This is a genomic window from Clostridium sp. CS1-1, assembly GCF_056135525.1.
This window is the reverse complement of sequence record NZ_CM148680.1, coordinates 2030546-2056713: the sequence shown is the minus strand read 5'-3', so window position 1 is coordinate 2056713 and position 26168 is coordinate 2030546. Positions and strand designations below refer to the sequence as shown.

Genomic DNA, 26168 nt, shown 5'->3' with positions numbered 1-26168 from the left:
CCCCAAAGAAAAAAATTTCTCTGGGGTAAAAATATTATGTATATATATCTGAAAATTCAATTTTTATTCTATCAATTTTACTCTGTTCCGAGGAGTACATCATATTCGACTGGAAACTTTCACATTCTTCTACTGTTCTAAAAGGAAGTTCAATTATGAACTCGCTTCCCTCCCCAATCTTGCTTTTAACGGATATTTTACCATCATGAGCTTGTATCAATGCTTTTACAAGTGAGAGACCTATCCCACTCCCCTCTGCTCTTTTAGTAAGAACTTCATTAACTTGTCCAAATCTCTCAAATATAGTGTTAAACTTTTCTTCGGGAATACCTTTTCCTGTATCTTTTACTGAGATTGTTAGATATTCTTTTTTATCTGAAACATTTACCTCAATTTTTCCACAGGAATCAGTAAACTTTATGGCATTGGATAGAAGATTTAATAGTATTCTTTCTATTTTATCATAGTCACAAGCCATAACTTTTTCTTCAACATCAGTATCAAAAACTATTTCAATTCCCTTACTCTCTACGTATGGAATAACAGATAGTGTGATATCTTCAATAATGTTAATTATATCATGATTTTTAATATCCAATTTATAAAACCCAGCATCAATTTTCGTTATATCTATAAGATTACTTATAAGTTTTAATAGACGATAGCTATTTTTTTGCATAACATTTATGTATTTTCTGAAGGCTGAGCAACATTTACTTGAATTATTCTCACATTCACTCTGAACGCAATTCAGAAGCTGTATGGAACTTAATATTATATTTAGCGGCGTTCTAAGTTCATGTGATATATTGCTAAAGAACTCTGTTTTGAGCCTATCATACTCAATTGTTTGCTCTAGAAGCTCTTTTAAAGTTTCCTGAGTTTTTAACCTTTCGCCTATATCTCTAATAACAGCTAGCTCAACAATTTCTCCATTTAAATTAAACAAATGACCACTTATTTCTGCTGGAATTACATGTCCATCCCTATTTAAGATCTTTATTTCTAAACAAAAACTTCCTTTTTCTAAAGCTTCCTTTAGATTTATTGAGGTTTGTTCATAACTTTCCTTTGGTGTAATGTCATAAACGCTCATTTTCAAAAGATCTTCTTTCGAATGTCCAGTTAATTTAACAGCAACGTTATTGACTTCCATAAACTTACCATAAGATACATTCTTGTTTATAGGAGATAAAAAAATTGCGTCATTAACATTGTTAAACAGTTTGCAGTACTTCTTTTCACTTTCTTCAACAGTTTTATGTCTATTAATATCAATATGAAATCCAGCTATATATATAGGTTTCCCATTCTCATCCCTTGAAGCCTTAGCTCTACATAAAACCCATTTGTACCCATTAATTTTAGTTTTAATTCTGTACTCAACTTCATATAATGGTGTTACCTTTTCTAAATGATCAGAAAAGGATCTTATCACCTTCTCCAGGTCTTTAGGATGAATAATTGTATACCAAAATTCCGGATTATATTTAAACTCATCGTTTTCAAGTTCTAGAAACTCCTTCCAAGAATCTGACACATAAATCTTATTTTTCACTAAATCCATTTCCCAAGTCATATCTGAAATACTTTCAGTAATCAAACGATCTCTAACTGCTCTATCAAACGGTTCCAATTATGAATCCTCCTTAAATGCACGCTCAAAATTATATGAATTCATTGATATAACGCTACCCATTTTGTCAATTTTATCACTTAACCAAAAATACCAAAGCAGATCCTTTGTTGAACATGCCTTGGTATCCATTATATTTACCTTGGTTTATAACAAATAGTTACAATCCAAATTCTACATATGACTATGCTCTTTATCCTTTATTAAAATATGTTCATCAATCCAACGATAAATGAACTCTAATAATTCCATTATGTATTCATTTTGTCCATTATCTATACGATTATAGTCAATATCATTAAACTTTTTAATAAACTCGTCATGCTCTACCTTATGAGAAAAGAATTTCTTATATCCTATGCTAAGCATGTATTCCTCTTCGGCTGTAAAGTGAAATACTGTATAATCCTTTAGTTCTTCAATTATATGTACAATTTTATCATACTTATCAATACACAAATCATTTGTTAGGAGCTCATAAGCTCCATTTGCTATTTCAAAAAGCTTCTTATGCTGCTCGTCTACTTTCTGTACTCCTGTTTCATATTCACTTTTCCATTTAAACATTGATTTTCCTCCTAATAATTGTTATCCTAATGCTTTCTAATTTACAATTATAACAGATTTTAGTTTGGATTTCATTATATACTAATATTTTTAGTGATGAAACAATCCGATTATTCTACAGATTTATTTTCTGATAAGCCTATAAAAACCTTTAAGAAATTGGATACATCTCCAACCACTATATTAACTATAAAGTCTGTGCGTACTTTGTCATACGGAGTATGGGCATATTGTTCTTGCATTGGCGAATACTCTACTGTAGTTCATTCGTTGTAAATTTAACTCTTCCAACTACATACTCCATATAACATTCAAAGAACTTGTAACATTCTAGTCTTTCCAGTTCTGCCGGTAATAAATCAACAACCTCTTTTCTTCTCCACCTATACACCTGGAGCTTGTATTAATTTTACAACTTCTGATTGTAACTCTTGTTCTAAAGCTTGTATTTTCCCGAAACACCTGTCATTTTAAACGCATTCTTCACTTTTATATATTCTATTGTGGATGCGTTTACACCTCAATGTTATCATATTGCGACTATTTTTACATTTTGTTATAATGCGATTTATCCAAATATTTAGTATGTTATCTAATAATTTCTAAAATTTTCTTAATTTATCTATTTAATTGTTAAAAAGCGTATAAAAAGATGTGTTTTTTCCACTATTTTTCTTTAGAGTATAAATTTAATTTGTAAAATCTAGTACAATATAATATAATAATACTCGGATTTGAATTTTTATAGAATAAAAAGTTGTAAGAGTTCTACTTAAGCTTATAGAGTTAAATATATAAAGCTTTTATAACAGTAAAAATTATTATTTGACAAAAGAGGGGTGCTCTATTATGAAAACATTTCAAGCTCTTATTAATGAAACCCTGCAAGCTGAGGACCTAGAGGAATTAGAAGCTGCAGCGGATTTATTTCAATTTGGCATTGAAAAAGGCTACTATAATAAAAGACAAGTTGACGAATTTAATAATGCATATTGGAAAGTTAAAAACATATGTCTGGCATATGAAATAGGTAAAGAAGTAAAAGGAAATAAATTAGATATTATAACTATAGTAACTAACGCTCCTGCAGATATTAAGAACGATATGGGTCAACTTTTAAGTTATGTAAACGGTCGTTTAAAAGCTCTTAGAGGTAACATGAAGGGACTTAAATAGTCTTATAACTATTAGACTTAATATTCTTAGTGAATTTAATAATTAAAAAGCATGGATTTGTATAATCCATGCTTTTTAATTATTATCCTATTTTAAATGAACTCTTTAGAGATACTACTCTGTTAAATACCAACTTATCATTCTTTGTATTTTTAGGATCTACGTTAAAATAGCCTTGTCTAATAAATTGGAACTTATCTTGCGGTTTTGCATTCTTTAGCTCTGGCTCTACAAATCCGTTAAGAATCTGTAATGAGTTAGGATTAACTTGTTCAAGGAAGGACTTTTCGCTATCCCCTTCTTCATCAAGTATTAAAGGTTCATATAATCTTATTTCAGCTGGTGTAGCATGTTTTGCACTTACCCAGTGAATTGTTCCTTTAACCTTTCTTCCAGTAAATCCAGTTCCGCTCTTTGTTTCAGGATCATAAGTACATTGTAGCTCAACTATATTCCCTTTTTCATCTTTTATAACTTCATTACATTTTACAAAGTAAGCTTCCTTTAATCTCACTTCATTACCTGGGAACATTCTAAAATATTTCTTAGGTGGATTTTCCATGAAGTCTTCTCCATCTATATATATTTCTCTACAGAATGGAATTTGACGACTTCCAAGTTCAGGAATGTCTACATTGTATGGAACCTCTAGCATTTCAACCTGATCTTCAGGGTAGTTTGTAATTACAACCTTTATAGGATTTAATACTCCCATTACTTTAGGAGTCTTTTTCTCTAGATCTTCACGAACAAAATGGTCAAGCATTTGAGAATCTACTATACTGTTAGACTTTGCTACTCCAATTTCCCCACAGAAATTTCTTAAAGCTTCTGGTGTATATCCTCTTCTTCTTAAACCAGCTATAGTTGGCATACGAGGGTCATCCCAGCCATCTACTAAATTTTCTTCTACTAATTGTTTTAACTTTCTTTTGCTCATAACTGTATTAGTTAAATTCAATCTTGCAAATTCAATCTGTTTAGGTTTGCTTTCCATCTCACACTCTTTAATTGTCCAATCATATAGTGGGCGAAGATCTTCGAACTCCAATGTACAAATTGAATGGGTAACCCCTTCAATTGCATCTTCTAATGGATGTGCAAAAGCATACATTGGGTAAATACACCACTTATCTCCTGTGTTATGATGTGTAGCATGAGCTATACGATATATAATAGGGTCTCTCATACTTATATTAGGTGATGCCATATCTATTTTAGCTCTTAGAACCTTTTCTCCGTCTTTAAATTCACCTTTTCTCATACGATCAAATAAATCTAAATTCTCTTCTACTGTTCTATTTCTAAATGGACTCTCTTTTCCCGGCTCCGTTAAAGTACCTCTGTATTCTCTTATTTGGTCTCCAGATAAGTCATCTACATAAGCTATTCCTTTTTTTATTAATAACACAGCACGCTCATACATTGCTTCAAAATAATTTGAAGCAAAATGAAGCTCTTCCCAGTTATATCCTAACCATTTAACGTCTTCTTTTATCGATTCTACATACTCTGTATCCTCTTTAGTTGGGTTTGTATCGTCAAAACGTAGGTTTGTTCTACCTTTAAACTCATCTGCTAATTCAAAGTTTAAGATAATTGATTTTGCATGACCAATATGTAAATAACCATTTGGTTCCGGTGGGAAACGAGTGATTATCTGATTATAATCTCCTGATTTTAAATCTTCAATAACAATATTTTTTATAAAATTTGATGAGGTAGTCTTATTTTCCATGTTATCTCCCTTCTTTTTTGATGTCATAGTTGTATTTTTAATTTTAATGAATTTAATATATCATAAAAATACATTATTTTCTATGAATTATAGATAAATTTATGAAATTTACCTCCTATTTTAATGAAAAAGTATTTTTTACATATAATATTTATAATATTGATTGCCACTGTTCCTCTTTAAACCCTACTAAAACTTTATCCCCAAGTACCAAAATTGGTCGCTTTACAAGCATTCCATTCGATCCTAAAATTTCTAGAAGTTCTTCTTCTGACAAAGTACTAACCTTATCCTTCAACTCCATCTCTTTATATAGTTTCCCACTGCTATTAAAAAACTTATTTATTGGAATACCGCTCTTACCTATAATCACTCTTAATTCTTCTTTTGTTAGCTTCTCTTCAATTATATGTCTGTCTTCAAATTTTATATTATTTTTTTCTAGCCAGTTCCTAGCCTTTCTACTGGTAGTTCATTTAGGATACTGTAAAAATAAACATTTCATGATAACACCACCCTTTATTAATCCTCCAATTCTCTCTTTATATTTTCGTATAATTCCTCCGGTGTCTCTCCTGTAATCATTTCAGCATCGACTACAGCATATAGAATTTCTGCACATTCTCCACAGCGACCTAGACATGGCTCAATAAATACAGTATCATCTGGAAACTTCTTTTCAAGTCTTTCTACTATTTCTTCTAACCCTTTGCTTACATTATTTTCACAAAAAAATATTTCTCTAAACATTACTGCTACCTCCTAATTCATGCATTATATCTATCAATATGTACAAATTTAATTTATTTATTCTTGAAGCATAAATTAGTAGGTATTTATCCATTCCACCTGTGAAATTTTAGAATGGATAAGTACCTACTGCTTTTCTTAGTAAGTTTAATGTATTGGCTTCTTCTTATACCTTTTTCCTGTGACCTCAACACTTCCAATAGTAACTAAAGCATCTTCATCAAAGCCATGAACAATAGATTTCAACTTAGCAATTTCAAGTCTTGTAACTACAACATATATAACACTAGTTTTAGTATTTTTATAAGCTCCCTTTCCATCAAGTAAAGTTACTCCCCTCCCTAGTCTTGCCATTAACGCCTCTGTAATATCCTTGTTTCTTTCCGATACAATAAATACAGCCTTCGATTCGTTTAATCCTTCAACAGTAATATCAATTATTTTGAAGGCTATGAAATATGCAATTAAAGAATACATTGCTTTATCCCATCCGAAAACTAGCCCAGCACTACTAAGTATGAAAAGATTAAAAAACATTATAATTTCACCAATTGAAAAAGCTGTACTTTCATCTAATATTATAGCTACTATTTCAGTTCCATCTAATGAGCCTCCATGTCTAATTATAAGTCCAACTCCAACCCCTAATATTATTCCTCCAAAAACCGAAGCTAAAAGCACATCGTGAGTTATGCTTGGAATTGGATGAAGTAATGTAACTCCAATAGACAGCATTATTACGGAGAATAATGTTGTAAAAGCAAAGGTTTTTCCTATTTGTTTATATCCAACAATAAGAAATGGTATGTTTAACGCAAGTATAAAAACCCCAAGTGGCATTTTTGTTAAGTAGCTTAAAATAATTGATATACCTGTAATTCCTCCGTCAACTATGTTATTTGGTATTAGAAATATCTCAAGTCCCACTGACACAAGTACAGAACCTAATATTAAAAAAAACATTTTACTTAAAAAACTTATAGATCTATGATATTTTTTCAGCATGTGCTACTCCCTTGTAAAGTGCTCTAGTATTAGTATATGTTAGTCCATTCACATGTTTCACTTAATTTTTAGTTAATTGACTTTTTGGGTTGACAATGGACATTTGGTTGCTAATGAAAATTTTTCTCATTACTTCGTAAAAAGAATTGGTTTGTTCACTCTCAATTCAACAAACGTCAACTATCCGCTTATGATATTTCTTGAGAAAATAAAGTAATGCCTCCATAAATATGCTATAATAATATGTATTGTCATAATTCACGTGGGAGGGTTCAAATTGGATAGTAGAAATAAAATAAAAAGTATATTTTTGTACCTACTAAGTATAAAAAATATGGATAAAAAGATAATCCGCGACGTAACCAAATACAATAAAGTTATTTGGGAAGCCGATTTATATAATAAAAAAGGCTGTATTTTGAATAAAAAAGAAGATGAAAATTGGCTTCAAGTCGGAAAAGAGCATAAAGACCTTTATAATTCACTTTTTAAGATATACTCAGAATTAGAAAAGAATAGTGAAGATCTAGAAATAGTTTGGGGGCATGGTCTCTTAAGCTGGAAAGTTAACGATGAAAAAATAATCCATCCTATTTTTACAACAAGGATGTCATTAAACTTTGATGCAGAGCATGGCATATTTATTCTTACTCCTTATAACAATATTACTAATTTGGAACTAGGAATACTTGAAGGACTTGATCTTCCTAATCTTCATGAAATAATAGATATTAACCTTCAAATCAAAGATTCTGGAATTGATGCAAGAAAGATGGAGGATGTCCAAGGCACTTTAGAAAGAATTCTGAATAGCCTTAGTTCAGAAGCTTCAATGGAAGGAATTAAAAATGATATAAGTTCTCTAAGTGATATAAAAACTGGTGATATACCAGCTATTTATAATGCACCTAGTATAGCTCTAAGAAATATTGACACAAGGCTGTGGGATTTAGAGCTTAAGGATATATTAAATTACATAGATAATAACAATACTATACCAAAAACTGTTGAGGCTTTGGTAAAAGAGAATAATTCTATACAAGTTAATGAAAATTACAGAGAATGGGACTCCATTGGGAAAGACATTTTATTTCCTCTGCCATCTAATGAAGAGCAGGAGGAAATTACTAAGAGACTCGCTAAAAACTTTGGTGTTGTAGTACAAGGTCCTCCAGGCACTGGTAAAAGCCACACTATAGTTAACTTGATATGTCATTTAATGGCACATGGTAAAAGAGTTCTTGTTACAAGTCAGACAGATAAAGCTTTAAAGGTGCTTGCCAGCAAAATACCAGAGGAAATTGAAGCCTTATGTATAAGCCTTTTAGGTAATGACGGAAAGGCTCTAAAAGAATTAGACGAGTCTGTAAGAAAAATAACTGAAAATCTGTCAATTGATCCTAAAGCACTTCTAAAAGAGCTATCTCCTCTAGAAGATGATTTGAAGAAATGCAGAATGGATATAGAACACCTTAAGCATGACTTAAAGGAAGCTGAATCCTTCGAAAATAAAACTATAAATTATAAAAACGAAACTTTAACTTTAACTGCTCTTGCAAAATGGGTGAAAGAGAACAAGGATAACTACTGCTTTATAGATGATAATATTCATCTTAAAACAAGATGCCCTTTAACAGAAGAAGAATTCAATATGTTATTGAAGTTGTTAAAAGAAAATAAAAAGGATGAAGTAGATAAACTAACTAAAATAAGAGATTTGCTCTATAAGGTACCAACCTATGATGAGCTTGTTGCAAATCTTGATAGAATGAAGACATTAGAAGGAAATATTCATAAATATAGAGCAAACGTAGAACATTGGAAAATGAAATCTAGTGAAGATAAACTTGAAGAACTTCTAAAAATTTCACTAAAAGCAAAAGAAAAAATCGAACAAATAGAAAGCAGTTGGCTTAAATCTGTTATGAAGTCTTACTATAATAGCGAGTCTTCTAAAGAATATTGGAAAGACATAATTTTAAATTTAAACAATTATGTGAGACAGATAAGTGTTTTAAAGCAAATTGTAAATTCTCATAACATAAAGTTTCCAAGTAATCTGGATATCAGTAAACTTCAAAAAGATTTTGAGGTGATTAATAAACATATTCAATCTAAAGGAAAGCTTAGTTCTATGTTTAAGGTTTTCCACAGCAGCTTAGGCTATATTTTGGAAGATTGTGAAGTAGACTATAGACCTATAAATACAAGAGAACAGTGTGATATATTTAGCAAAGCTATAGAGAGAGAATCCTTAGAAAGACATTTAAGAACTTTATGGAATAATACAGTAAAAGAATTTGGTGGCAAAGTTGTTACTAGTTCCGATAGTAATTTACTTAATACAATCGCTGAAAATGTTATAGAACTTCAATCTATTATAAATTGGGAAGAAGATTATGCTAATAATATTGTGAATTTATTAGGAGACACTACCCCTCCCGTTGATTTGAATTTGTACAATAAACAAGGCTATGAATATCTTTTAAATGCCCTTCAATCTATAAAATATATAAAAGAATATGAGGATTTAAATAAATACCTAGAAAAAACGAGAAGGTTATTTTTAAGTAACGATTACCTAATGGAAGCCTCTGATTGGATAGCAGAGTATGATAAGACTAAAATTAGAAAGCTTTATGATAGCTTGTGGAAGCTTAAAGAAATAAAAGACAAGGGTGAACAGATAAATAGATTCCTTAGTAAATTAAGAGAAATCTGTCCTCAATTTACTAAAAAGCTCTTAGCTGAATGGGGCGAAAACTTCATAGATGAAAACTACAAAAACTGGGAAAACGCTTGGAAATGGCGAGCAGCTGCATCTCTTTTAAATGAAGTTTGTAAGTTAAGGCCCGAACAAATAGAAAAGGACATTGAGGCTGAAACTCTTAGAGAAAAAGCACTTATAAAAGAGATAGTTGCTAAAAAAACTTGGTATAACCAGATTATTCGTACTACAGAGTCGCAAAAGAGAAGTCTTTTTACATGGATGGAATCTATAAAGAGGATTGGGAAAGGTACTGGAAAACAAGCAGCTAAATATAGAAAGTTTGCACAAAAGGAAATGGAAAACTGTAAAGGTGTTATTCCTGTTTGGATTATGCCTCTAAATAAGGTTGTTGAGAACATTAATCTTGAAAATGATCTGTTTGATGTAGTCATTGTTGACGAGAGCAGCCAGAGTGATATTTCAGCGGTAACCGCCCTTCTAAGAGGTAAACGAGCTGTAATTGTTGGCGATGAATGCCAGATTAGTCCAGAAGCCATTGGTAAAGATAATGAGATGGTCGAAAACTTGATAAATAGATACTTAAAGGATATTCCACATGCAGAATGGTTTGATTTGAAAACAAGTCTTTATCATACTGCTTTAAGGGTATTCCCTAGTAGATTAGTGCTGAAGGAGCATTTTAGATGCGCACCTGAGATTATAGGTTTTAGTAATGAATTGTGTTACTCAAATGAAATTATACCTCTAAGATGTCCTGATAAAACAGAAAGCTTTAACCCTGCTATATCTGCAGTACTAATTCAAGATGGAGTAAAAGACAGTTCTAAAAACGTAAACATAAAAGAAGCAGAGGCTCTTGTAGATAAAATCGTTGAGTGCTGCAAAGATGAAAGATATAGATATATGACTATGGGGGTTATTTCTCTTCTTGGAGAGGCTCAAAGTGAACTTATTGAGAATATGCTTAAGGAAAAGCTAGGAATAGAAGAAATGATAGAACGAAAGATTATATGCGGTGATGCATACTCCTTCCAAGGTGATGAGAGAGATGTCATGTTCTTATCCCTAGTTATTGCAAAAAATGCTAAGTTTATGTCCTTAACTAAAGAATCAGATATTAGAAGATTTAACGTTGCTGCAAGCCGCGCTAGAAATCAAATGTTTTTATTTCACTCAGTAGATTTGGAGGATTTAAACCCTAAATGCGTAAGGGCATCTCTGTTAGAGTACTGCATAAATAATGAAAATAAATCTGTAATCTATGTAGAAGGCAACAGCATATTATCTTCAGGATTTAAAAAGGATGTCTACAGTGAACTAAAGGCTAATGGTTATAGATTTAAAACTGATGTTAAGGTTGGTAAGTACAAAATCGACTTTGTAATAGAAGGAAATCATAGTAGATTAGCTGTGGATTGCTGTGGTGAAAATACAGCCTTCTCATTAAATTGGGAAGAAAATCATAGTAGACGTATGACACTTCAAAGGGTTGGTTGGAATTTTTTTATAATAAGAGAAAGTCAATTCTACTATCAACCTGATATGACTATGAAAAAGCTTTATGAAGAACTTGAAATTCAAGGAATTAAACCTTTATCCTGTAGAGATTCAGATTTAGCTGAACAAGAAGTAGCTGTGATGACTGAGTAAAAAGCTAAAATCCACGACAAAAACGTCGTGGATTTTAGCTTTTGGACTAGATTAAGATTTATCCATGTTCAAGCGGAATCTTTGAAATTCATTAGTTAAATTTCATATACTTGACTCTGCAATATATCTTACTCTATAGGTGCCATAAGTATTCTTCCTGTTCCACGATACACATTAACTAACCCTTCACCTGAAACCGCAGAACCAATCAAACTTTTGCTAGACTTTTCAACTCTAAAATCTAGTGAATCAGACCATGCAATAGCATAATTTCCGTCAATTCTAACTTCATCATTTTCAAGTACAAATTCTATAAGTTCATCCCTTGGCACAGGACTCTCTAATACAGCAATTCCTGCACCTTTAAGGCATAAGTTGAATAATCCTTCTTTTCCTAGCATTGCTGAAGAAAGATTAGTTCTAGCTACTATCTTTTGTTGAACCTTTGATTCACAAGCAAGAAAAAGTCCATCATCTAGTACTATTCCACTCCACTCTGAAACATCTTCAAGTAAAATGTGTTTATATGTAGGTTCTAACATTAATAGGCCAGTTCCTTGATATTTGGGTTTAATTGCGGATTCTTTTGTTACCTTAGAGGATAAAGCTTTACCAAACAAATCACCAAATCCTTTAACATCAGCAACCATATTAACATCTCCAGAAGTCCACTGCATCGCTCCTGCACTAATTGTATAGGCACTACCTTTTAATTCAATCAATACTTGTCTCTTTCTAACATTCATTTCAGAAGCAAAATATGATGCCATAGCATTTGCAGCATTTACACTTAAATCTTTCTTATATTCAAGGACTTTTACATCTCCCCTAGCTTCTACAACTTCTATGTTTTTATTTTCATAGAGATTTTTACATATTACCATTTTGATTTTTCCCTCCTCTTATAAGTTAATATTATTTAACACTTTAATACGATTTTATACATCTCCGGTAAAATAATTCTATAATATATATTAGTAAAATTCAACCTAGCTTAATCTTTACTTTTATTAGGTATAGTCTTTTTCATTCCACCAAAAGATAAGACAATTACCATTTTTTCGTTCGATGAATATCTAACTTGACAATAGAGCAGACTAATCAAAATAGGTCAAGGTATGAAAAACTATGCGTATTGTAAACAGATTGATGAATTAAAAATCCTCAGATCTTTTGTAAATGCAAAAGATAAACTAGGCCATTGAATACTCTTTGCATAGGGATGGTTTCCTGTTGCTATTGGTGATATCACTGGTATCTACAGTAGCCTATAAGTATTAATATGTTTAGATTGAAAGGGGTAATAGTTTGATTTATATTATTACATTAATTTTCTTTTTGTTATGGTCTATTTGGGCTATTAGAAAGGCTCATTTGACATGGCATTCTATTATCAGCATATATGTAATTACTGTTTTCATAACTGATTTTGGCGATGTACCTTTTGATTTCTGGTTTAATTTTTATGATCTACCTGTTCACTTGTTAAATACCATAGATATTGGCAATTACCTAGGAATTGTTTTTTCAGATGGAATGATATTCCCCTTAATAGCCATTATCTTTTGTTGTTATTCGGTACGATACCATCGTCCTTGGTTATTAAGCAGTATTTTCGCTTCAATGCTGGGAATTCTAGAATTTTTATTCGTAAAATATGGTTACATGGTTTACTATCATTGGAATCATTGGATAACTCCTTCAATTATTTTAGTCGTGTCGCGGATTTTAGCCTATTTTGCAGATCGATTAGTCAATTATTCTCCACCAGTTTCTTATCAGTTTCGCCTTCTTTGTTCTATTTATGTCATTACTGAGTGGCCAGGAGCAATAATGGGAGGCGTAATGAAACTGTATGAGTATAGACCTAACATTTTCGATAACGATACAGCAAATGATCGATTTGTTGCAATGACCCTTGCAACAATAGTCGGATGCCTTGCTGCTATTGCTATACCTAAAATTCAAGATAATCACAAAGTTTATTTATTTGCATCATTGGGTATACTTTCTGCTTTTTTTGCTTTATGGATGCACTCAAAAGGGTTGTTAATATATAACCATTGGAATCATTTCCTTACTATTACCCGATATATAGCACCTTATATAATTGTTTACCTATACGAGCAATGGGAGCATCCATATAACAATTTACAAAGTAAAAGCTAATTTTTCATCTTATAATTGTTAACTTTTACTTTGTAAAAATAGTAGTTTTAATTAACTTTTCAAGCTTTTTACATGGAGTTCCTCAATTTGTAGACTTTTTAGTTCATAGCTATTTAAGATATATTATTAATAGGTTTATACTGTGAAGTCAGCTTCGACTAAAAAATTACACTATCTTATTGCTAACGAATTTAAAGACTCTCAATTCTTTTCATGGTTTTTGCAAGAAAACACCAAAAAAATTGGAGTCTTTAAAAATAGATTAGTATTAGATTCTATTTTCATCTTCAAAATTCAAACTTTTAGTAAGCCTATCTTGACCTAAAACAGTATTGGGAAAAATATTTACTGCATTTTGTAAATATTCTTCTGGATTTGACATAGAAGGACTAAAATGAGTAAGCCATAATTCCTTAACTCCGCCCTCTCTTGCTAGCGTAGCTGCTTCTGAAAAAAGCATGTGTTTATTTTCCAAAGCTTTTGGAAGACTCTCATCATCTCCATACATCCCTTCGCAAATAAACAAATCTGATCCCTTTGCAAATTCTATTAACTCTTCTATAGGTCTTGTATCTGTACTATAGGACACCCTAAGTCCTCTTCTTTCTTCGCCTAAAACCATATCTCCTGTAAGCCATCTATCCTCATAGTACACTTCTTCACCTTTTTGCAGTCTATTCCAGAAGGTTACAGGTATATTGTTTTTTATAGCCATATCTTTATCAAACTTCCTACTCCTTGGAACATCTATGGAATATGCAAAACAAGGCATTGTGTGATTTACTGACATAATATTTATATTAAAATTCCCTACCTTTTGAGATGTTCTTCCTTGTCCTTTAAATTCAAGAATATCTATTTTATAAGGTAATACCGGAGCAATAACTCTGAGTCCATTAACCACTTCCCATAACCCCTCTGGCCCTATAATAGTTAGTGGATCTGTTCTATCTGAATTTGCTATGGTCAAAAGCAGTCCTGGTAGTCCTGCCACATGGTCCGCATGAAAATGAGTAAAGAGAATCGCATCAATAGTTTTCATACCCCATCCTAACATTTTTAGACTTACTTGTGTGCCTTCACCACAATCTATAAGTATTTTTCTTCCTCTAAAAGATGCTACCATGGAAGTAAGATATCTATGTGCTACAGGCATACTTCCTCCACAGCCTAGTAAACAAATATCTAGCATTTTCATCCCTCTTTCAAATTTCAGTAAACCCGTAGATACCTTAAACTAAACCTCGTAATCATCCTTTATCATACTACATGCATTAGCTTCTATTTTATGCCCCATAACAGTGCAGTTTCCATCTTCATCTTCTACAATATCAGAAGATTTTATAATAGCTCGTGGAACTTCTTTCCCTGTCTCAATTAGATATTCTTTTGAAATGTCTACAAATTTTACTTGTTCACTTTTTTGATCCTTTTCTTTCATAACAATCACCTCTTTCTATTATTATTTTCTATAGAAAAAGGTTTTATTCTTGACTTAAAATTCGAACCATTGATATATATGTTTATCTATAAACTCTTAAGTAAATTCATTTTAACTTTATCTTAGGCACTTAATATAAGGTCGTCCACTTTACATCTTAAAATTTTAGCAAGAACGACCACCTTTACAAAGCTGGGATTTTTCTTATCCCCTCTCTCTAATTCCTCTAAATAGGATTTTGAAATTGAAGTTTCAAATTTTGGGCTCTTCGTGAGTTTTTGAATATCCAGGGTAGTATAACCTAGACTCAACCTAATCTCTCGAATTTTTTTGCCATTTAACATAAGATAACCCCCTATTCGATTATTAAGTTCCTTGATTTCATTATAACGCTTTTCTATTAAAAATTATATATATTTTTTATAATTTAGACTATTTGAAATTGTTAAATAAAAGTTAATTGCCTTGAATGATTTATTTCTTCAAATATCTTCATATAAAAAGTATTTTATACATTAGTAAGAAACTTTGCTTTGAATACATTTATCGTAGGCAGTGCAAATTATTAATGCAGATTTAATTAAATTTCTCCGCAATACCAATTGCAAAAAACTGTAATCGATATTGCGAATATATGTAATATATATAAAAGGATGTGTTTATAAATGGATAATAATAAAAATCATTTAAGAACTGATCATAAATCTAATGCTGAACTAAGAAAAATGTATCCTCAGCACGGTGGAGACATCGGAATTGAAAATGGCGAAAAAATAGGTGCTCATGCAAATGGCAAAAAGTATACCAAACGTTCAAAGCTTTCTCATAATGATTAAAATCAAATAATAATTTACCTTAAATGTATAATACTTATAAATACAGTTTCGTAAAGAGTAGATGTTAATGACATACGTTAACATCTGCTTTCTTTATTATAGCTAATTTAGCAAAATATCAGTTGAAACTCCACTACTATTGCACATAGCATAAGTTCAAAGTATAATTAGTAAGATAACGTTATGAGGTGATCTTATGAAAAATAAAATTCTTCATTTATTGAAGGAAAACGAAAAAAGCTTTATTTCTGGCCAAAATATAAGTGGAGAACTTGGAGTTACGCGTACTGCCATATGGAAATATATAAATGGACTCAAAGAAGAAGGCTACGAGATAGAATCTGTATCAAAACGAGGTTACAGGTTAATTTCCTCCCCTGACTTGCTTTCTTTTGAAGAATTAAGTGAAAACTTAAATACAAAATACATTGGCAAAGATATAATGTATTTCCAAACAATAGATTCAACAAATAATAAAGCTAAGGAACTTGCTTTAAGCAATGCACCAAATGGTACTGTTGTTATAAGCGAAGAACAAACTGTCGGCCGAGGTAGACTCGGACGTAACTGGGTTTCACCTAGATTTAAAGGAATATGGTTATCTATTATTTTAAGACCAGACACTGACCCGATGAATGTTCCTAAAGTTACTCAAGTTGGTGCTGCCGCAGTTATTAAATCACTACATAAACTAGGTATAGAGGGTTATGTGAAATGGCCTAATGATATAGTACTTAACGGAAAAAAAGTATGTGGTATTCTTACAGAAATGAGTGGAGAACTAAACAAAGTTAATTATGTGGTTATGGGCATAGGCATAAATGTAAACTTAGAAAAGTCAGAGTTCCCTGAGGAACTCAGAGAAATAGCCACCTCTCTGAGTGCAGAAACAGGAAATTATATAAAAAGAAAAGAACTTGTTAGTAATTTATTAAACACCTTTGAAATCCTATACGATGAATTCCAAAAGGAAAATTCCGTAAAAGCTTCTGTTGACATCTGCAAAAAAAGTTCTATCTTAATAGGCAAAGAAATTACTATACTCAACAGAGGGAAAGAGACTATCGCCAAAGCTATAGATTTGAACGAAGACGGTGAGTTGATTATTCAGCATACCGATGGAAAGGTAGAAAAAGTAATTTCAGGAGAAGTATCTGTTAGAGGCTTAGGTGGAAGTTACACACCTATATAGACATATTAGATTTGTTAACTGCAATATAAAAAATTAGGCTACATAGTTTTCTAACTTATGTAGCCTAATTTTAGATCGTTTATGAAAGTGCCGCCTTTTTAATAACTGGTACTACCTTAGCTCCCAACAATCCAGTCACTATGCATTTTACTATGTCTCCAGGTATAAATACTAAAAATCCTGTCTTTAAGGCTCCTATAAAAGTTATATTTGCTCCCATTACATATTTTAATATTACATATAAATAAGGAACTCCTATAGTATAAATTACTACTGTGCCAATTAGAGAAACTAAAAATAACCTTAAATAGCTTGGTTTATCGTATCCTTCAGATATTTTCCCAATAACAAAGGCTGCTAATATATAGCCTATAAGATATCCAAAGGAAGGTTTAAAAACATAGGAAAGTCCTCCCCCAGCAGTAAATATTGGAATGCCTATAAGTCCAAGAACTACATACACTAGCTGTGAAAGTCCTCCTAACCTTGCTCCAAGCAACACACCTGCTAGTGCAGTAAATAAGCTTTGAAGAGTTATAGGTGCAGGTCCTATAGGTATTTTAATAAAAGCTCCTATTGCTGTTAATGCAGTAAACATAGCTACCAAAATCATATCTCTTACTTTAAGTTTCATAATTCTTCTCCTATTATCCGGTAAATTGTAAACTCATATAAGCATACAAGTTTACAATTATAATACTATATAATCTTTTTATTGTCAACCGAAATTGATTTTTAAGATAACAATTCAATTTTAACTCTTTTTATAAATGTTTAAAATTAAAATGAGCACTATCAATATTGCTGAATTTCAATAAATTTTGATAGTGCTTTCACTATAAACTATTATTTTAGTATCCTCTTTCTGTGTCTACAATATTTATCATATCCATACTTCTATTAGCAAATGCTTGCAAATTATGTTCGACTATTTCCATAGCCTTGTCCATATATCTTATTGATTCCCCGCAAATATGAGGAGTTATTATAACGTTCTCTAATTCCCATAATGGGTTATTCTCTGGCATGGGTTCTTTAAAAAACACATCCAAGACAGCAGCACGAATTTTCTTGTTTTTAAGCGCCTGAATTAAATCCTTTTCATTAACTGTTTTCCCCCTTCCAATATTTATAAAGGCTGCAGTTTCTTTCATTTTATCAAAATAACTTTTTTCAATTCACTTAATTTTGTTAATGATTAAGTATCATTCAATATCATATGAAAAATCTATTTCATTTCTTAAATTTCTTTGATAATTATAACACGTATTGGCAAATATCAAAATATTATAACTTTATATATAATTTCTATTTTAAATCAGTATGTCAATTATAGTAAAAAAGTATATAATATATTATAAGTAGGTAAATATAACAAAAGCTAAATAATCGCTGATAAGTAAACCCTAAGAGTAAATAAATTATTTAGTGTATGTAACCTTAAGGAGGTTAGATTATGAATTTAATCGATTTTCATTGCGATACTATATATGAGCTTTCAAAAAATAAAAATGATTCAGGTCTATTGAAAAATAACTTAAGCGTAGATATAGAAAAACTGAAAAAAGGAAATTCCTTAGCACAATTTTTCGCCCTGTATATAGATCAAAAACAAACTGATAACCCTTTGGATACTTGTCTAAGGATGTTGGACAGATTTTACTTAGAAATTGATAAAAATAAAGACAGCATAGCAATAGCTAAGAACTACAGAGATATAAATAAGAATAAGAGTAAAGGCAAAATATCTGCTCTCCTAACTATTGAAGGAGGAGACGCTCTTAACGGAAGTTTGTACAACCTTAGAAATTTTTATAGATTAGGTGTGCGCCTTATAACTCTCACTTGGAATTTTCCAAACGAAATAGGATACCCTAACTGTAAGCCAGAGTTCGTATATAGGGGTTTAACATCCTTTGGACAAGAAGTAGTTCGCGAAATGAATAATCTATCTATGATAATAGATGTATCTCATTTATCAGACAAAGGTTTTTATGACGTTTCAAGACTTTCCAAGAATCCTTTTGTAGCTTCTCACTCTAATGCTCGTTCAATAACTAACCACCCTAGAAACCTTACTGATGAAATGATTAAAATTCTATCCGAAAAAGGTGGAGTTATGGGTATTAATTTTGAGAAGTCATTTTTAGGTGAAAATATTCCAGCCAAAGTATCAGATATGATATGTCATATTAAACACATTAGAAATGTAGGTGGAATTGACGTTATAGGTATCGGTTCTGACTTTGATGGAGTAGACATGCCTAGTGAGATTGCTAATATTTCTGAAATGGACAAATTAGCTTTTCAACTGAATAAAAATGGATTTTCAGATGATGAAATAGAGAATATATTTTATAAAAATGTTCTAAGAGTAATTAGAGAGGTTTTGTAGGCTTAAAAGAAAATGCGACTTAACCTTAAGATAGTAAACCGTTTGAATAGTAGACTTACACTGCTGCGTCAGACCTCTCTTCAGTAGCAGAATCTAATACTAATAAACTTAAAAGATTGGAGATTTTAAAGGTTAGTTAGTATTAAATTCTGTTTTCTAAGTAAGGACTAACGTAACAGTGTGAATCTAAACTTAGATTAAGTGGCCATTTCTTGCTAAGTTGTACTATTTATAAATTGAATAATAGGAATAATGGCCGTTTTATCTGTCCAGTCGACTGGATTGTCATAGCAATCTAGTAGTTCTTTACTTTCATCATCTAATTCCTCTTCTTTTTTAGCTTTAAGTTTAGCTTTTAAGATGTTCATTAGAACCTTATCACTAAAAGATAATTTATCATAGTTGAAGGCCCCTCTTAGATAAAAGAAGTTCACTCTTTCCCTAATCTTTTCGTTAAAGTTGTGTTCTATTATATGATTAACTGCATCTTCATAAACTGGTGATGCACCAGTTCCAAATACTATAATTTCTTTATCCCTAAGCTGCTCAATATTATCTGTAATTAGCTTTACTCCTCTAATGCCTACCGCATGTAAGGAGCCTCCAAATATAATAATATCGTACTTTTGTAAATCAGAAATTTTTACTTTAGAACTTTCTAATAAGTCTCCATTTACCTCTTCCGCTATCCATTCTGCATAACGTTTTGTACTTCCATATTTTGATTTATAAATAACAATGACCCTTTTTAGCATATATTAACCTCCTGCTATATTAGTCTACGTAACATAAGCTTCAAACAGATACAAGCTAAATAGTATTATATTTTATAAATATTCCAAATATGAATCTATTATGAAATTTATTATTAAAATTTAATGGCCTAAAAGAGTTAATATACCTACTTTAACAAACACGGATATCATCCCCTATAAGCTATTAGGAGAAATTTAATTTCCACATAAACTTATGTTAATGTATTACAATTTTTAAGGTTAAAAGTTCTATACTGTTATATTGACATTTTCACTTATATTTTTATTAAAGTATTTAGAACATATAAGATAGATAATAGGAAGTATGTATAAATAAAATGCGTAAGGCACATATCCTGCGGTGCTTACGTTCATTGTTGTTGTAGGCACTAATGCAGCAATATTCCAAGGTATTAACGCAGAAATTAATATTCCAGAATTTTCGAGATCTAAGGCAAATTGATGCTTGTCAATGTTATCATAGCAGTCTTTCATAATTTCACTTGTCATGACAGTTGCAATTGATTGATTGCAACCGAATGCAGCAGTAACTATACTCACTATTGAGGTTACCCCAAATAGTCTATATCCAGTAAGTTTCATACATAAAAGTGAATTTTTTAACTTGTCAAAGACTTTTATCCCTTCAAATATTCCTGCTAAGGCACAGGATACAAATACAACTACAGCGGCCTTTAACATTGATAGTATTCCTCCGCCCTTTATAATATTTTGCAGTGGGCTATTACTGCTTATTTTGAATCCGAAAATAATATAATAGACTAACTCTTTTAATTGATGGTGCTGAAAGAATAAAGCTAATATACCTGCAGATATAATACTAATCAAAATAGAAGTCTTCATATTAATCTTACAAAGCGAAAGTACTATGATTATTAAAGCAGGAATGAACATAATAAATTCGATTCTAAATGCGCTGAAAAGTTCATTTGATAGATTACTATTTATTACTCTTAAAGGTTGATTTAGTGATAGCCTATAATAAAAAATCAAAGATATCAAAAACGGAACTATTGATGAATAAATCATTTTTTTAATATTTATAAATACGTTTGTTTCAGTTAAATTTGCAACTAAAGCTGCACTTGAAGACATAGGAGAACATCTATCGCCAAAGTAAGCACCTGCAATAATCGCCCCTGCTGTTATATTCAGGTTTACATTTCCGCTTCTTGCAATTATCATCAAAGGTATTCCAACAGTACTTACCGTTCCCAGCGAAGTACCTATTAAAGAAGACATTACACAGCAAACTACAAACGTGGAGAGTATAAATGTAGACGGGGTTATGTATTTTAAACAATAATAAACTATTGTCGGTATTGTGCCTGATGCCATCCATGCACTGATAACTGCTCCTATTAATATAAACATTTTTAAAACCACAAAGGAGCGTTTTCCACCTTTATAAGACATTTTTACTATATCCTTAAATTTAAAACCCTTTTTGAAGGAAATTAACGCAAATAAAAAATAGCAAACAATTATCATATATCCTATGAATATATTTTTTAGTACACCATATATAATAAGTATAAAAGAAATTAACAATCCTATATTTATATCCATCTGCATCACCTCTAAGCATTTTCTCTTTATAACTTTTATTGAGATTACAAACCCCATATTATTATAACAAAAATCAAACATAAGAAAAACACTTAGACGTTATTATATACTAAATCCTTTTGTTTCTAAAAAACCATCGATAATATTGTCGTGAGATATAAAAAGTCATACATAATGTGAGCCATGTCACATACCAGCTCCAGTGAATATAATTAAGAATATTGGTATACATTTCTGCAATAACCTCAAAGATTGTCATAGCTGAACAATAATAAACGTAGTGCATAAGCTGATGAAAAAAACCTTTTTCTTCAGGAAAGTGTAGATTAAATAATATACATATTGAAGGATACATAAAATACTCAAACAAAAAACTACTTCTAGTAGCATATGGAAATAATCTGACTGGGTATTCAATTAATCTGTATTCCACAACAACTAACCCAAGTAACCAAGTTAATACTTCTTTAAACATAAAAATTATATGCGCCTCACGTATTTTACTTTTGGGAACAAATATTATTAGCAAAGCTACTATTATTATAGTTGCTATAGACATAACCACAACATCTATATTCATGATATATCACTCCATTGACTTAAAACTTTAATACTATTATTAACTAATATACTTGCTATATTCAAAAATCCAGACGATAATGTTCCATCTGGATTTCTGTGACTAGATATAAATTTTCCCTTCGATTCTTCTATCATACTCTGACCAAGTATTAGGCTGTGCTCCTTTTTTGATTTGTGAGATTTTATTTAAAAATGCATCTGCTTGGTCTGCCAAATTTAAGATATGTGCTTCCTCTGTATTAGGTTTTCTGGGTGAGCCGTACTCAAGTTTTCCGTGGTGTTGTACTATACACCCCTTTATTCTTGCTTTAAAATCCTCACCATATAGCTCTGGATTTGATTTAAAGGCTTCTTCTATCATTCTAACACCTATTACTATGTGTCCTTCCATCTCTCCTGTTAAAGTAAAGGAAAATGGGCCGTCAACAAAATACTCTTCTGTCTTTCCGATATCATGAAGCTTAGCTCCAAGGATTGCAACTTCTTTATTTCTAGCATCATACCTATATGCAAGCATCTTTGCTATATACATAACGTTTAGAGTATGTTCGGCCAAGCCACCAATGTAGTTGTGATGTTGACTTACTCCGCCTATTCCCTTTCTAAACTTTTTTACAAATTCACTATTATTAAAGAAGTAATTATTCAATGCAATGACTTCTTTACTCTTAAACTCTTCATTTGATATCTCTTCTATATCATTCATTATGTCATCAATCGGTCTTTCAACATAAGGTAGATAATCTTCCATCGAAAAATGCTCTACGATCTCAAAGCTTTTCACTTCAAGTATATTGGACAAAACCCCTTTGATTTTCAAAACATTACCGACTTGTAATATATCTTTATCTTCAATTACAGCTTTTGTGTCACCGCTTTTATCTCCTAAGATTATAGTAGACTTATTACCATCTCGATAAAGTTTTTTTAGCACCATTAAAGTTGTAGCTACATTCTCCCCTGGCTTAATTTCCTTTATATATACTTCTTTCAAAATCCTCTCTCCTTTCTTTTAAAGCAATGATTTATATTATTAAATTCCTAATGTCTACTTATGTTATTATGTATTTATTTTGATAAACTTATTAAAAGAGATTAGATTTAACTTAAAAGAATTTGTAAATAGGTTTCACTATATACACATTACTTTAATTATTTACATCTAATATTTTTATTGACATAGGAGAAATTAAATAATATAATAAAGCTAAGGATACAGATACCCCGTATGGGTAAGAGGAGGTTAACTTATGAATATTTTATTTGATGATAATACAAAAAACGCTTTACTTGAAAATTTAGAAAAACAAAATAAACCTGCAGTAAGACTTATGGTGAAAGGCTTTGGCTGAGGCGGCCCTATTCTAGGTGCTGCTCTGGATGAGCAACAAGCTGATGACGAAGTGTTTACTGTTAATGATGTTAAATTTGTACTTGAACCAGATACCTCTTATTTATTTGATGGTTCAAAAATAGTGTATACAAAAGGACTTTTCGGAAAATCCTTTAACGTTATACCAGCTGGTGGAAATATGGGCTGTTAATACAGCCCTATATCTTATTTAAGATTATAATATAAAACAAAAACAACTTAAACATTAAATGTTTAAGTTGCTTTATCTTGGTGACCCCTAGGGGAATCGAACCCCTGTTACCACCGTGAAAGGGTGGTGTCTTGACCGCTTGACCAAGGGGCCATAATATTTTATAATGCTGATACCAAAATCGAGCCTACACTATACCAATTTCCTATCCGTTAAGCTATATCAACATATATTTTTGGCGACCCAGAAGGGACTCGAACCCTCGACCTCCGGCGTGACAGGCCGGCACTCTAACCAACTGAGCCACTGGGCCATATTTATTTTTGGTGGGCACAACAGGGATCGAACCTGTGACCCCCTGCTTGTAAGGCAGGTGCTCTCCCAGCTGAGCTATGCGCCCAAAATATTTGGTGACCCCTAGGGGAATCGAACCCCTGTTACCACCGTGAAAGGGTGGTGTCTTAACCGCTTGACCAAGGGGCCAGCTAAGACTGTAGTGTTACTTTTATCGAACACAAGTATTATAATATCCCATTTTGTCCAAAATGTCAACATTCTTTTTAAAATTTCTTCAAAAATATGTTTTTCTAACTACATTCTTGCTAATATTGCTTTTTTCCGCAATGTGGACAATATGCAAAATGAGGCTCTATTTCCCTTCTACAATTTTCACACCTGTTTGTATTATATCTGTAATTACCATAACTTGATGTTTCAATTCTATTTAAATCCCAATAAGTAATAGCATTATCCTCACCTTGTTCAGTTCTAATTCCTTTTTCCTTTGATAACTCATACACTGCATTACATTTATTACACATTAAATAATACCTTATATCCCACTTAAATATAGGTATAAAAAACAAATGAAAAAATGTATATTGCTTTAATAAAACAAGATTAGAACTACCTTCACAATTTTTACAGGATAAGTTTTCTATAGTCCTAATTTCTTTTTGCTTTTCCTCTACTCCAAAAATTCCTATAAAAAACATTCTATATCACCCTTCCTATGTTATTATCTAACAGTTAGTTGCTACTAATATAATGATAATTATATTAGTTTTCGAATATAAAAAAAAGACTTTGGTAAAAATATTCATATAGTCACAGCTATCTACAGTAGCAAAGGAGATGAAATCGTGATCTTAATAAAAAATGTAGAAGTTTTTGCACCTGAATCTTTAGGTAAAAAAAATATACTAATTAGCTTTGATAAAATAGTTTATTTATCGTCTGAAATAAGTTTACCAACTAAAAACTTTCCTGAAATTCAGATAATAGATGGAGATGGTTTGACTGCTATACCAGGTTTAATTGATTTACACGTTCATATTACTGGTGGAGGAGGTGAAGGTGGCTTCACTACAAGAACCCCAGAATTAAAGTTAACAGACTTTACTTTAAATGGTATCACCACTTGTATCGGCTTACTCGGCACTGATGGCACCACAAGAAGTATGGGAAATCTTCTTGCCAAAGCTAGAGGTCTTGAAGAGGAAGGCCTAAGCACTTTTTGTTGGACCGGATGCTATGAAATGCCAACAAGAACAATAACAGACAGTGCAAGAACGGATATTATTTTTGTTGATAAAATAATCGGTGTAGGTGAAATAGCTATATCAGACCACAGAGGAAGCCACCCGTCTGATTATGATTTAATCCATTTGGCCAGCGAGGCCAGAGTTGGTGGAATGATTGCTGGAAAATGTGGTGTTTTACATATGCATGTTGGAGATGGAAAAAAAGGCCTTATCCCTGTTTTGGATATTGCTAATGAATCAGAAATTCCTTTTGAGAATTTACTACCTACTCACATAAATAGAAATTCTCTTGTTTACAAGCAATCAATAGAGTATGCAAAAAGTGGTGGCTTTGTAGATATAACAACAGGAATAAAACCAGAAGGCGACGATGCCGTTAGTGCAGCTGAAGTGTATAAAACTATGCTAAGCGAAGGTATCTCACCTTATAATATAACCATGAGTTCAGATGCTGGAGGAAGTATGCCTATATTTGACCAGAACGGAAAGCTTCTAAGAATTACAACAGAACTGCCTTCCGTAAATTTAGATATTATTAAGGAGTGCATATTAAATAAAGGCATTTCCGTTGAGGAAACCTTGATTCCTTTAACATCCTCCCCAGCTAAATTATTAAAACTTAAAAACAAAGGTAAAATTGTTGAGGGGTATGATGCCGATATAGTCTTAATGGATGAAAAACTAAACATTCATACAGTTATATCTAAAGGTAGGGTTATGGTTCAGGAATATAAACCTATAATTTACGGTACATTTGAGTCTGCTAAATAAGATAAGGCTGAGACAAAAGAATTTTAATCCTTTTATCTCAGCCTCTTATTCGTTCCTATAGATATTTCTCTCCATTACCAACTGATGCTATAAAAT

Annotated in this window: 28 protein-coding genes and 4 tRNA genes; 8 read left to right on the top strand and 24 right to left on the bottom strand. The window is 31.5% G+C overall.

The window, feature by feature from the left end; translation table 11 throughout:
- Window positions 1–34: 34 nt before the first annotated feature.
- The 4 genes from AC0N0V_RS09615 to AC0N0V_RS09600 form a co-directional block, all read right to left on the bottom strand.
- Window positions 35–1636: a sensor histidine kinase gene (locus AC0N0V_RS09615; protein WP_474463746.1), complete on the bottom strand. Its 1602-nt coding sequence runs from the start codon at window positions 1634–1636 to the stop codon at window positions 35–37.
- 174 nt (window positions 1637–1810) lie between these two features.
- Window positions 1811–2203, bottom strand: a complete 393-nt coding sequence (locus AC0N0V_RS09610) for a bacteriohemerythrin (RefSeq protein WP_474463745.1) — start codon at window positions 2201–2203, stop codon at window positions 1811–1813.
- Between the two features lie 110 nt (window positions 2204–2313).
- Entirely contained in the window at window positions 2314–2445 is a 132-nt protein-coding gene (locus AC0N0V_RS09605; protein ID WP_474463744.1) for a hypothetical protein, read from the bottom strand.
- Between the two features lie 11 nt (window positions 2446–2456).
- Window positions 2457–2594: a hypothetical protein gene (locus tag AC0N0V_RS09600; protein WP_474463743.1), complete on the bottom strand. Its 138-nt coding sequence runs from the start codon at window positions 2592–2594 to the stop codon at window positions 2457–2459.
- A 458-nt stretch (window positions 2595–3052) separates the two neighbouring features.
- Here AC0N0V_RS09600 and AC0N0V_RS09595 point away from each other — a divergent pair, with 458 nt between their 5' ends.
- A complete protein-coding gene (locus AC0N0V_RS09595) occupies window positions 3053–3379 on the top strand; it encodes a hypothetical protein (protein ID WP_474463742.1) in 327 nt (108 codons plus the stop codon).
- 82 nt (window positions 3380–3461) lie between these two features.
- Here AC0N0V_RS09595 and AC0N0V_RS09590 read toward each other — a convergent pair whose 3' ends face one another.
- The 4 genes from AC0N0V_RS09590 to AC0N0V_RS09575 all read right to left on the bottom strand — a co-directional run bounded on the left by AC0N0V_RS09590 (window position 3462) and on the right by AC0N0V_RS09575 (window position 6872).
- The gene (locus AC0N0V_RS09590; RefSeq protein WP_474463741.1) at window positions 3462–5117 is read right to left on the bottom strand and encodes a glutamine--tRNA ligase/YqeY domain fusion protein; all 1656 of its coding nucleotides are present in this window, start codon (window positions 5115–5117) and stop codon (window positions 3462–3464) included.
- Between the two features lie 151 nt (window positions 5118–5268).
- Window positions 5269–5622, bottom strand: coding sequence for a Spx/MgsR family RNA polymerase-binding regulatory protein (locus AC0N0V_RS09585; RefSeq protein ID WP_474463740.1), 354 nt, complete (start codon window positions 5620–5622; stop codon window positions 5269–5271).
- 17 nt (window positions 5623–5639) lie between these two features.
- Window positions 5640–5867, bottom strand: a complete 228-nt coding sequence (locus AC0N0V_RS09580; protein ID WP_474463739.1) for a YuzB family protein — start codon at window positions 5865–5867, stop codon at window positions 5640–5642.
- Between the two features lie 147 nt (window positions 5868–6014).
- The gene (locus AC0N0V_RS09575) at window positions 6015–6872 is read right to left on the bottom strand and encodes a YitT family protein (RefSeq protein ID WP_474463738.1); all 858 of its coding nucleotides are present in this window, start codon (window positions 6870–6872) and stop codon (window positions 6015–6017) included.
- Window positions 6873–7149: 277 nt separating this feature from the next.
- Here AC0N0V_RS09575 and AC0N0V_RS09570 point away from each other — a divergent pair, with 277 nt between their 5' ends.
- Entirely contained in the window at window positions 7150–11253 is a 4104-nt protein-coding gene (locus AC0N0V_RS09570) for an AAA domain-containing protein (protein ID WP_474463737.1), read from the top strand.
- A gap of 128 nt (window positions 11254–11381) precedes the next feature.
- Here AC0N0V_RS09570 and AC0N0V_RS09565 read toward each other — a convergent pair whose 3' ends face one another.
- Window positions 11382–12137 (bottom strand): AIM24 family protein, encoded by a 756-nt coding sequence (locus AC0N0V_RS09565; protein WP_474463736.1) that lies wholly within the window; start codon window positions 12135–12137, stop codon window positions 11382–11384.
- Between the two features lie 424 nt (window positions 12138–12561).
- Here AC0N0V_RS09565 and AC0N0V_RS09560 point away from each other — a divergent pair, with 424 nt between their 5' ends.
- Window positions 12562–13422 carry a hypothetical protein gene (locus tag AC0N0V_RS09560; protein ID WP_474463735.1) on the top strand — a complete coding sequence of 287 codons (861 nt, stop codon included), beginning with the start codon at window positions 12562–12564 and terminating at the stop codon, window positions 13420–13422.
- Between the two features lie 268 nt (window positions 13423–13690).
- Here the strand turns inward: AC0N0V_RS09560 and AC0N0V_RS09555 are convergent, their stop codons facing one another.
- The 3 genes from AC0N0V_RS09555 to AC0N0V_RS09545 all read right to left on the bottom strand — a co-directional run bounded on the left by AC0N0V_RS09555 (window position 13691) and on the right by AC0N0V_RS09545 (window position 15207).
- Window positions 13691–14614 (bottom strand): ribonuclease Z, encoded by a 924-nt coding sequence (locus tag AC0N0V_RS09555; protein WP_474463734.1) that lies wholly within the window; start codon window positions 14612–14614, stop codon window positions 13691–13693.
- A 45-nt stretch (window positions 14615–14659) separates the two neighbouring features.
- Window positions 14660–14863, bottom strand: coding sequence for a hypothetical protein (locus AC0N0V_RS09550; RefSeq protein ID WP_474463733.1), 204 nt, complete (start codon window positions 14861–14863; stop codon window positions 14660–14662).
- A 122-nt stretch (window positions 14864–14985) separates the two neighbouring features.
- Window positions 14986–15207 (bottom strand): helix-turn-helix domain-containing protein, encoded by a 222-nt coding sequence (locus tag AC0N0V_RS09545; RefSeq protein WP_474463732.1) that lies wholly within the window; start codon window positions 15205–15207, stop codon window positions 14986–14988.
- A 321-nt stretch (window positions 15208–15528) separates the two neighbouring features.
- On the opposite strand from AC0N0V_RS09545, the gene AC0N0V_RS09540 reads away from it, so the two are divergent.
- Together AC0N0V_RS09540 and AC0N0V_RS09535 are read left to right on the top strand one after the other, a co-directional pair.
- On the top strand, window positions 15529–15699 hold the full coding sequence (locus AC0N0V_RS09540; RefSeq protein ID WP_474463731.1) for a hypothetical protein: 171 nt from the start codon (window positions 15529–15531) through the stop codon (window positions 15697–15699).
- Between the two features lie 196 nt (window positions 15700–15895).
- A complete protein-coding gene (locus AC0N0V_RS09535) occupies window positions 15896–16891 on the top strand; it encodes a biotin--[acetyl-CoA-carboxylase] ligase (RefSeq protein ID WP_474463730.1) in 996 nt (331 codons plus the stop codon).
- A gap of 79 nt (window positions 16892–16970) precedes the next feature.
- On the opposite strand, the gene AC0N0V_RS09530 is transcribed toward AC0N0V_RS09535, so the two are convergent.
- Entirely contained in the window at window positions 16971–17525 is a 555-nt protein-coding gene (locus AC0N0V_RS09530) for a biotin transporter BioY (RefSeq protein ID WP_474463729.1), read from the bottom strand.
- Window positions 17526–17742: 217 nt separating this feature from the next.
- The gene (locus tag AC0N0V_RS09525; RefSeq protein WP_474463728.1) at window positions 17743–18045 is read right to left on the bottom strand and encodes an NAD(P)-dependent oxidoreductase; all 303 of its coding nucleotides are present in this window, start codon (window positions 18043–18045) and stop codon (window positions 17743–17745) included.
- Between the two features lie 302 nt (window positions 18046–18347).
- Between AC0N0V_RS09525 and AC0N0V_RS09520 the strand changes: the two genes are divergently transcribed.
- Window positions 18348–19286, top strand: coding sequence for a dipeptidase (locus AC0N0V_RS09520; RefSeq protein WP_474463727.1), 939 nt, complete (start codon window positions 18348–18350; stop codon window positions 19284–19286).
- A 215-nt stretch (window positions 19287–19501) separates the two neighbouring features.
- On the opposite strand, the gene AC0N0V_RS09515 is transcribed toward AC0N0V_RS09520, so the two are convergent.
- The 5 genes from AC0N0V_RS09515 to AC0N0V_RS09495 form a co-directional block, all read right to left on the bottom strand.
- Window positions 19502–20041, bottom strand: coding sequence for a flavodoxin domain-containing protein (locus AC0N0V_RS09515; RefSeq protein WP_474463726.1), 540 nt, complete (start codon window positions 20039–20041; stop codon window positions 19502–19504).
- Window positions 20042–20290: 249 nt separating this feature from the next.
- Window positions 20291–21631 (bottom strand): Na+/H+ antiporter NhaC family protein, encoded by a 1341-nt coding sequence (locus AC0N0V_RS09510; protein WP_474463725.1) that lies wholly within the window; start codon window positions 21629–21631, stop codon window positions 20291–20293.
- A 109-nt stretch (window positions 21632–21740) separates the two neighbouring features.
- Window positions 21741–22211, bottom strand: a complete 471-nt coding sequence (locus AC0N0V_RS09505) for a CBO0543 family protein (RefSeq protein WP_474463724.1) — start codon at window positions 22209–22211, stop codon at window positions 21741–21743.
- The gene (locus AC0N0V_RS09500) at window positions 22208–22348 is read right to left on the bottom strand and encodes a hypothetical protein (protein ID WP_474463723.1); all 141 of its coding nucleotides are present in this window, start codon (window positions 22346–22348) and stop codon (window positions 22208–22210) included. The genes AC0N0V_RS09505 and AC0N0V_RS09500 overlap by 4 nt, the downstream gene beginning before the upstream one ends.
- Window positions 22314–23207: an HD domain-containing protein gene (locus AC0N0V_RS09495; RefSeq protein WP_474463722.1), complete on the bottom strand. Its 894-nt coding sequence runs from the start codon at window positions 23205–23207 to the stop codon at window positions 22314–22316. Before AC0N0V_RS09495 ends, AC0N0V_RS09500 begins: the two co-directional genes overlap by 35 nt.
- 409 nt (window positions 23208–23616) lie before the next feature.
- Here AC0N0V_RS09495 and AC0N0V_RS09490 point away from each other — a divergent pair, with 409 nt between their 5' ends.
- Window positions 23617–23757, top strand: coding sequence for a hypothetical protein (locus AC0N0V_RS09490; RefSeq protein ID WP_474463721.1), 141 nt, complete (start codon window positions 23617–23619; stop codon window positions 23755–23757).
- A 78-nt stretch (window positions 23758–23835) separates the two neighbouring features.
- On the opposite strand, the gene AC0N0V_RS09485 is transcribed toward AC0N0V_RS09490, so the two are convergent.
- The 5 genes from AC0N0V_RS09485 to AC0N0V_RS09465 form a co-directional block, all read right to left on the bottom strand.
- Window positions 23836–23910, bottom strand: a tRNA-Glu gene (locus AC0N0V_RS09485).
- Between the two features lie 83 nt (window positions 23911–23993).
- Window positions 23994–24070, bottom strand: a tRNA-Asp gene (locus AC0N0V_RS09480).
- An 11-nt stretch (window positions 24071–24081) separates the two neighbouring features.
- A tRNA-Val gene (locus AC0N0V_RS09475) sits at window positions 24082–24157 on the bottom strand.
- Window positions 24158–24165: 8 nt separating this feature from the next.
- Window positions 24166–24240, bottom strand: a tRNA-Glu gene (locus tag AC0N0V_RS09470).
- A gap of 119 nt (window positions 24241–24359) precedes the next feature.
- Window positions 24360–24752, bottom strand: coding sequence for a zinc ribbon domain-containing protein (locus AC0N0V_RS09465; protein WP_474463720.1), 393 nt, complete (start codon window positions 24750–24752; stop codon window positions 24360–24362).
- Between the two features lie 147 nt (window positions 24753–24899).
- On the opposite strand from AC0N0V_RS09465, the gene iadA reads away from it, so the two are divergent.
- On the top strand, window positions 24900–26072 hold the full coding sequence (gene iadA, locus AC0N0V_RS09460) for a beta-aspartyl-peptidase (protein ID WP_474463719.1): 1173 nt from the start codon (window positions 24900–24902) through the stop codon (window positions 26070–26072).
- The last annotated feature ends 96 nt before the right edge of the window (window positions 26073–26168 follow it).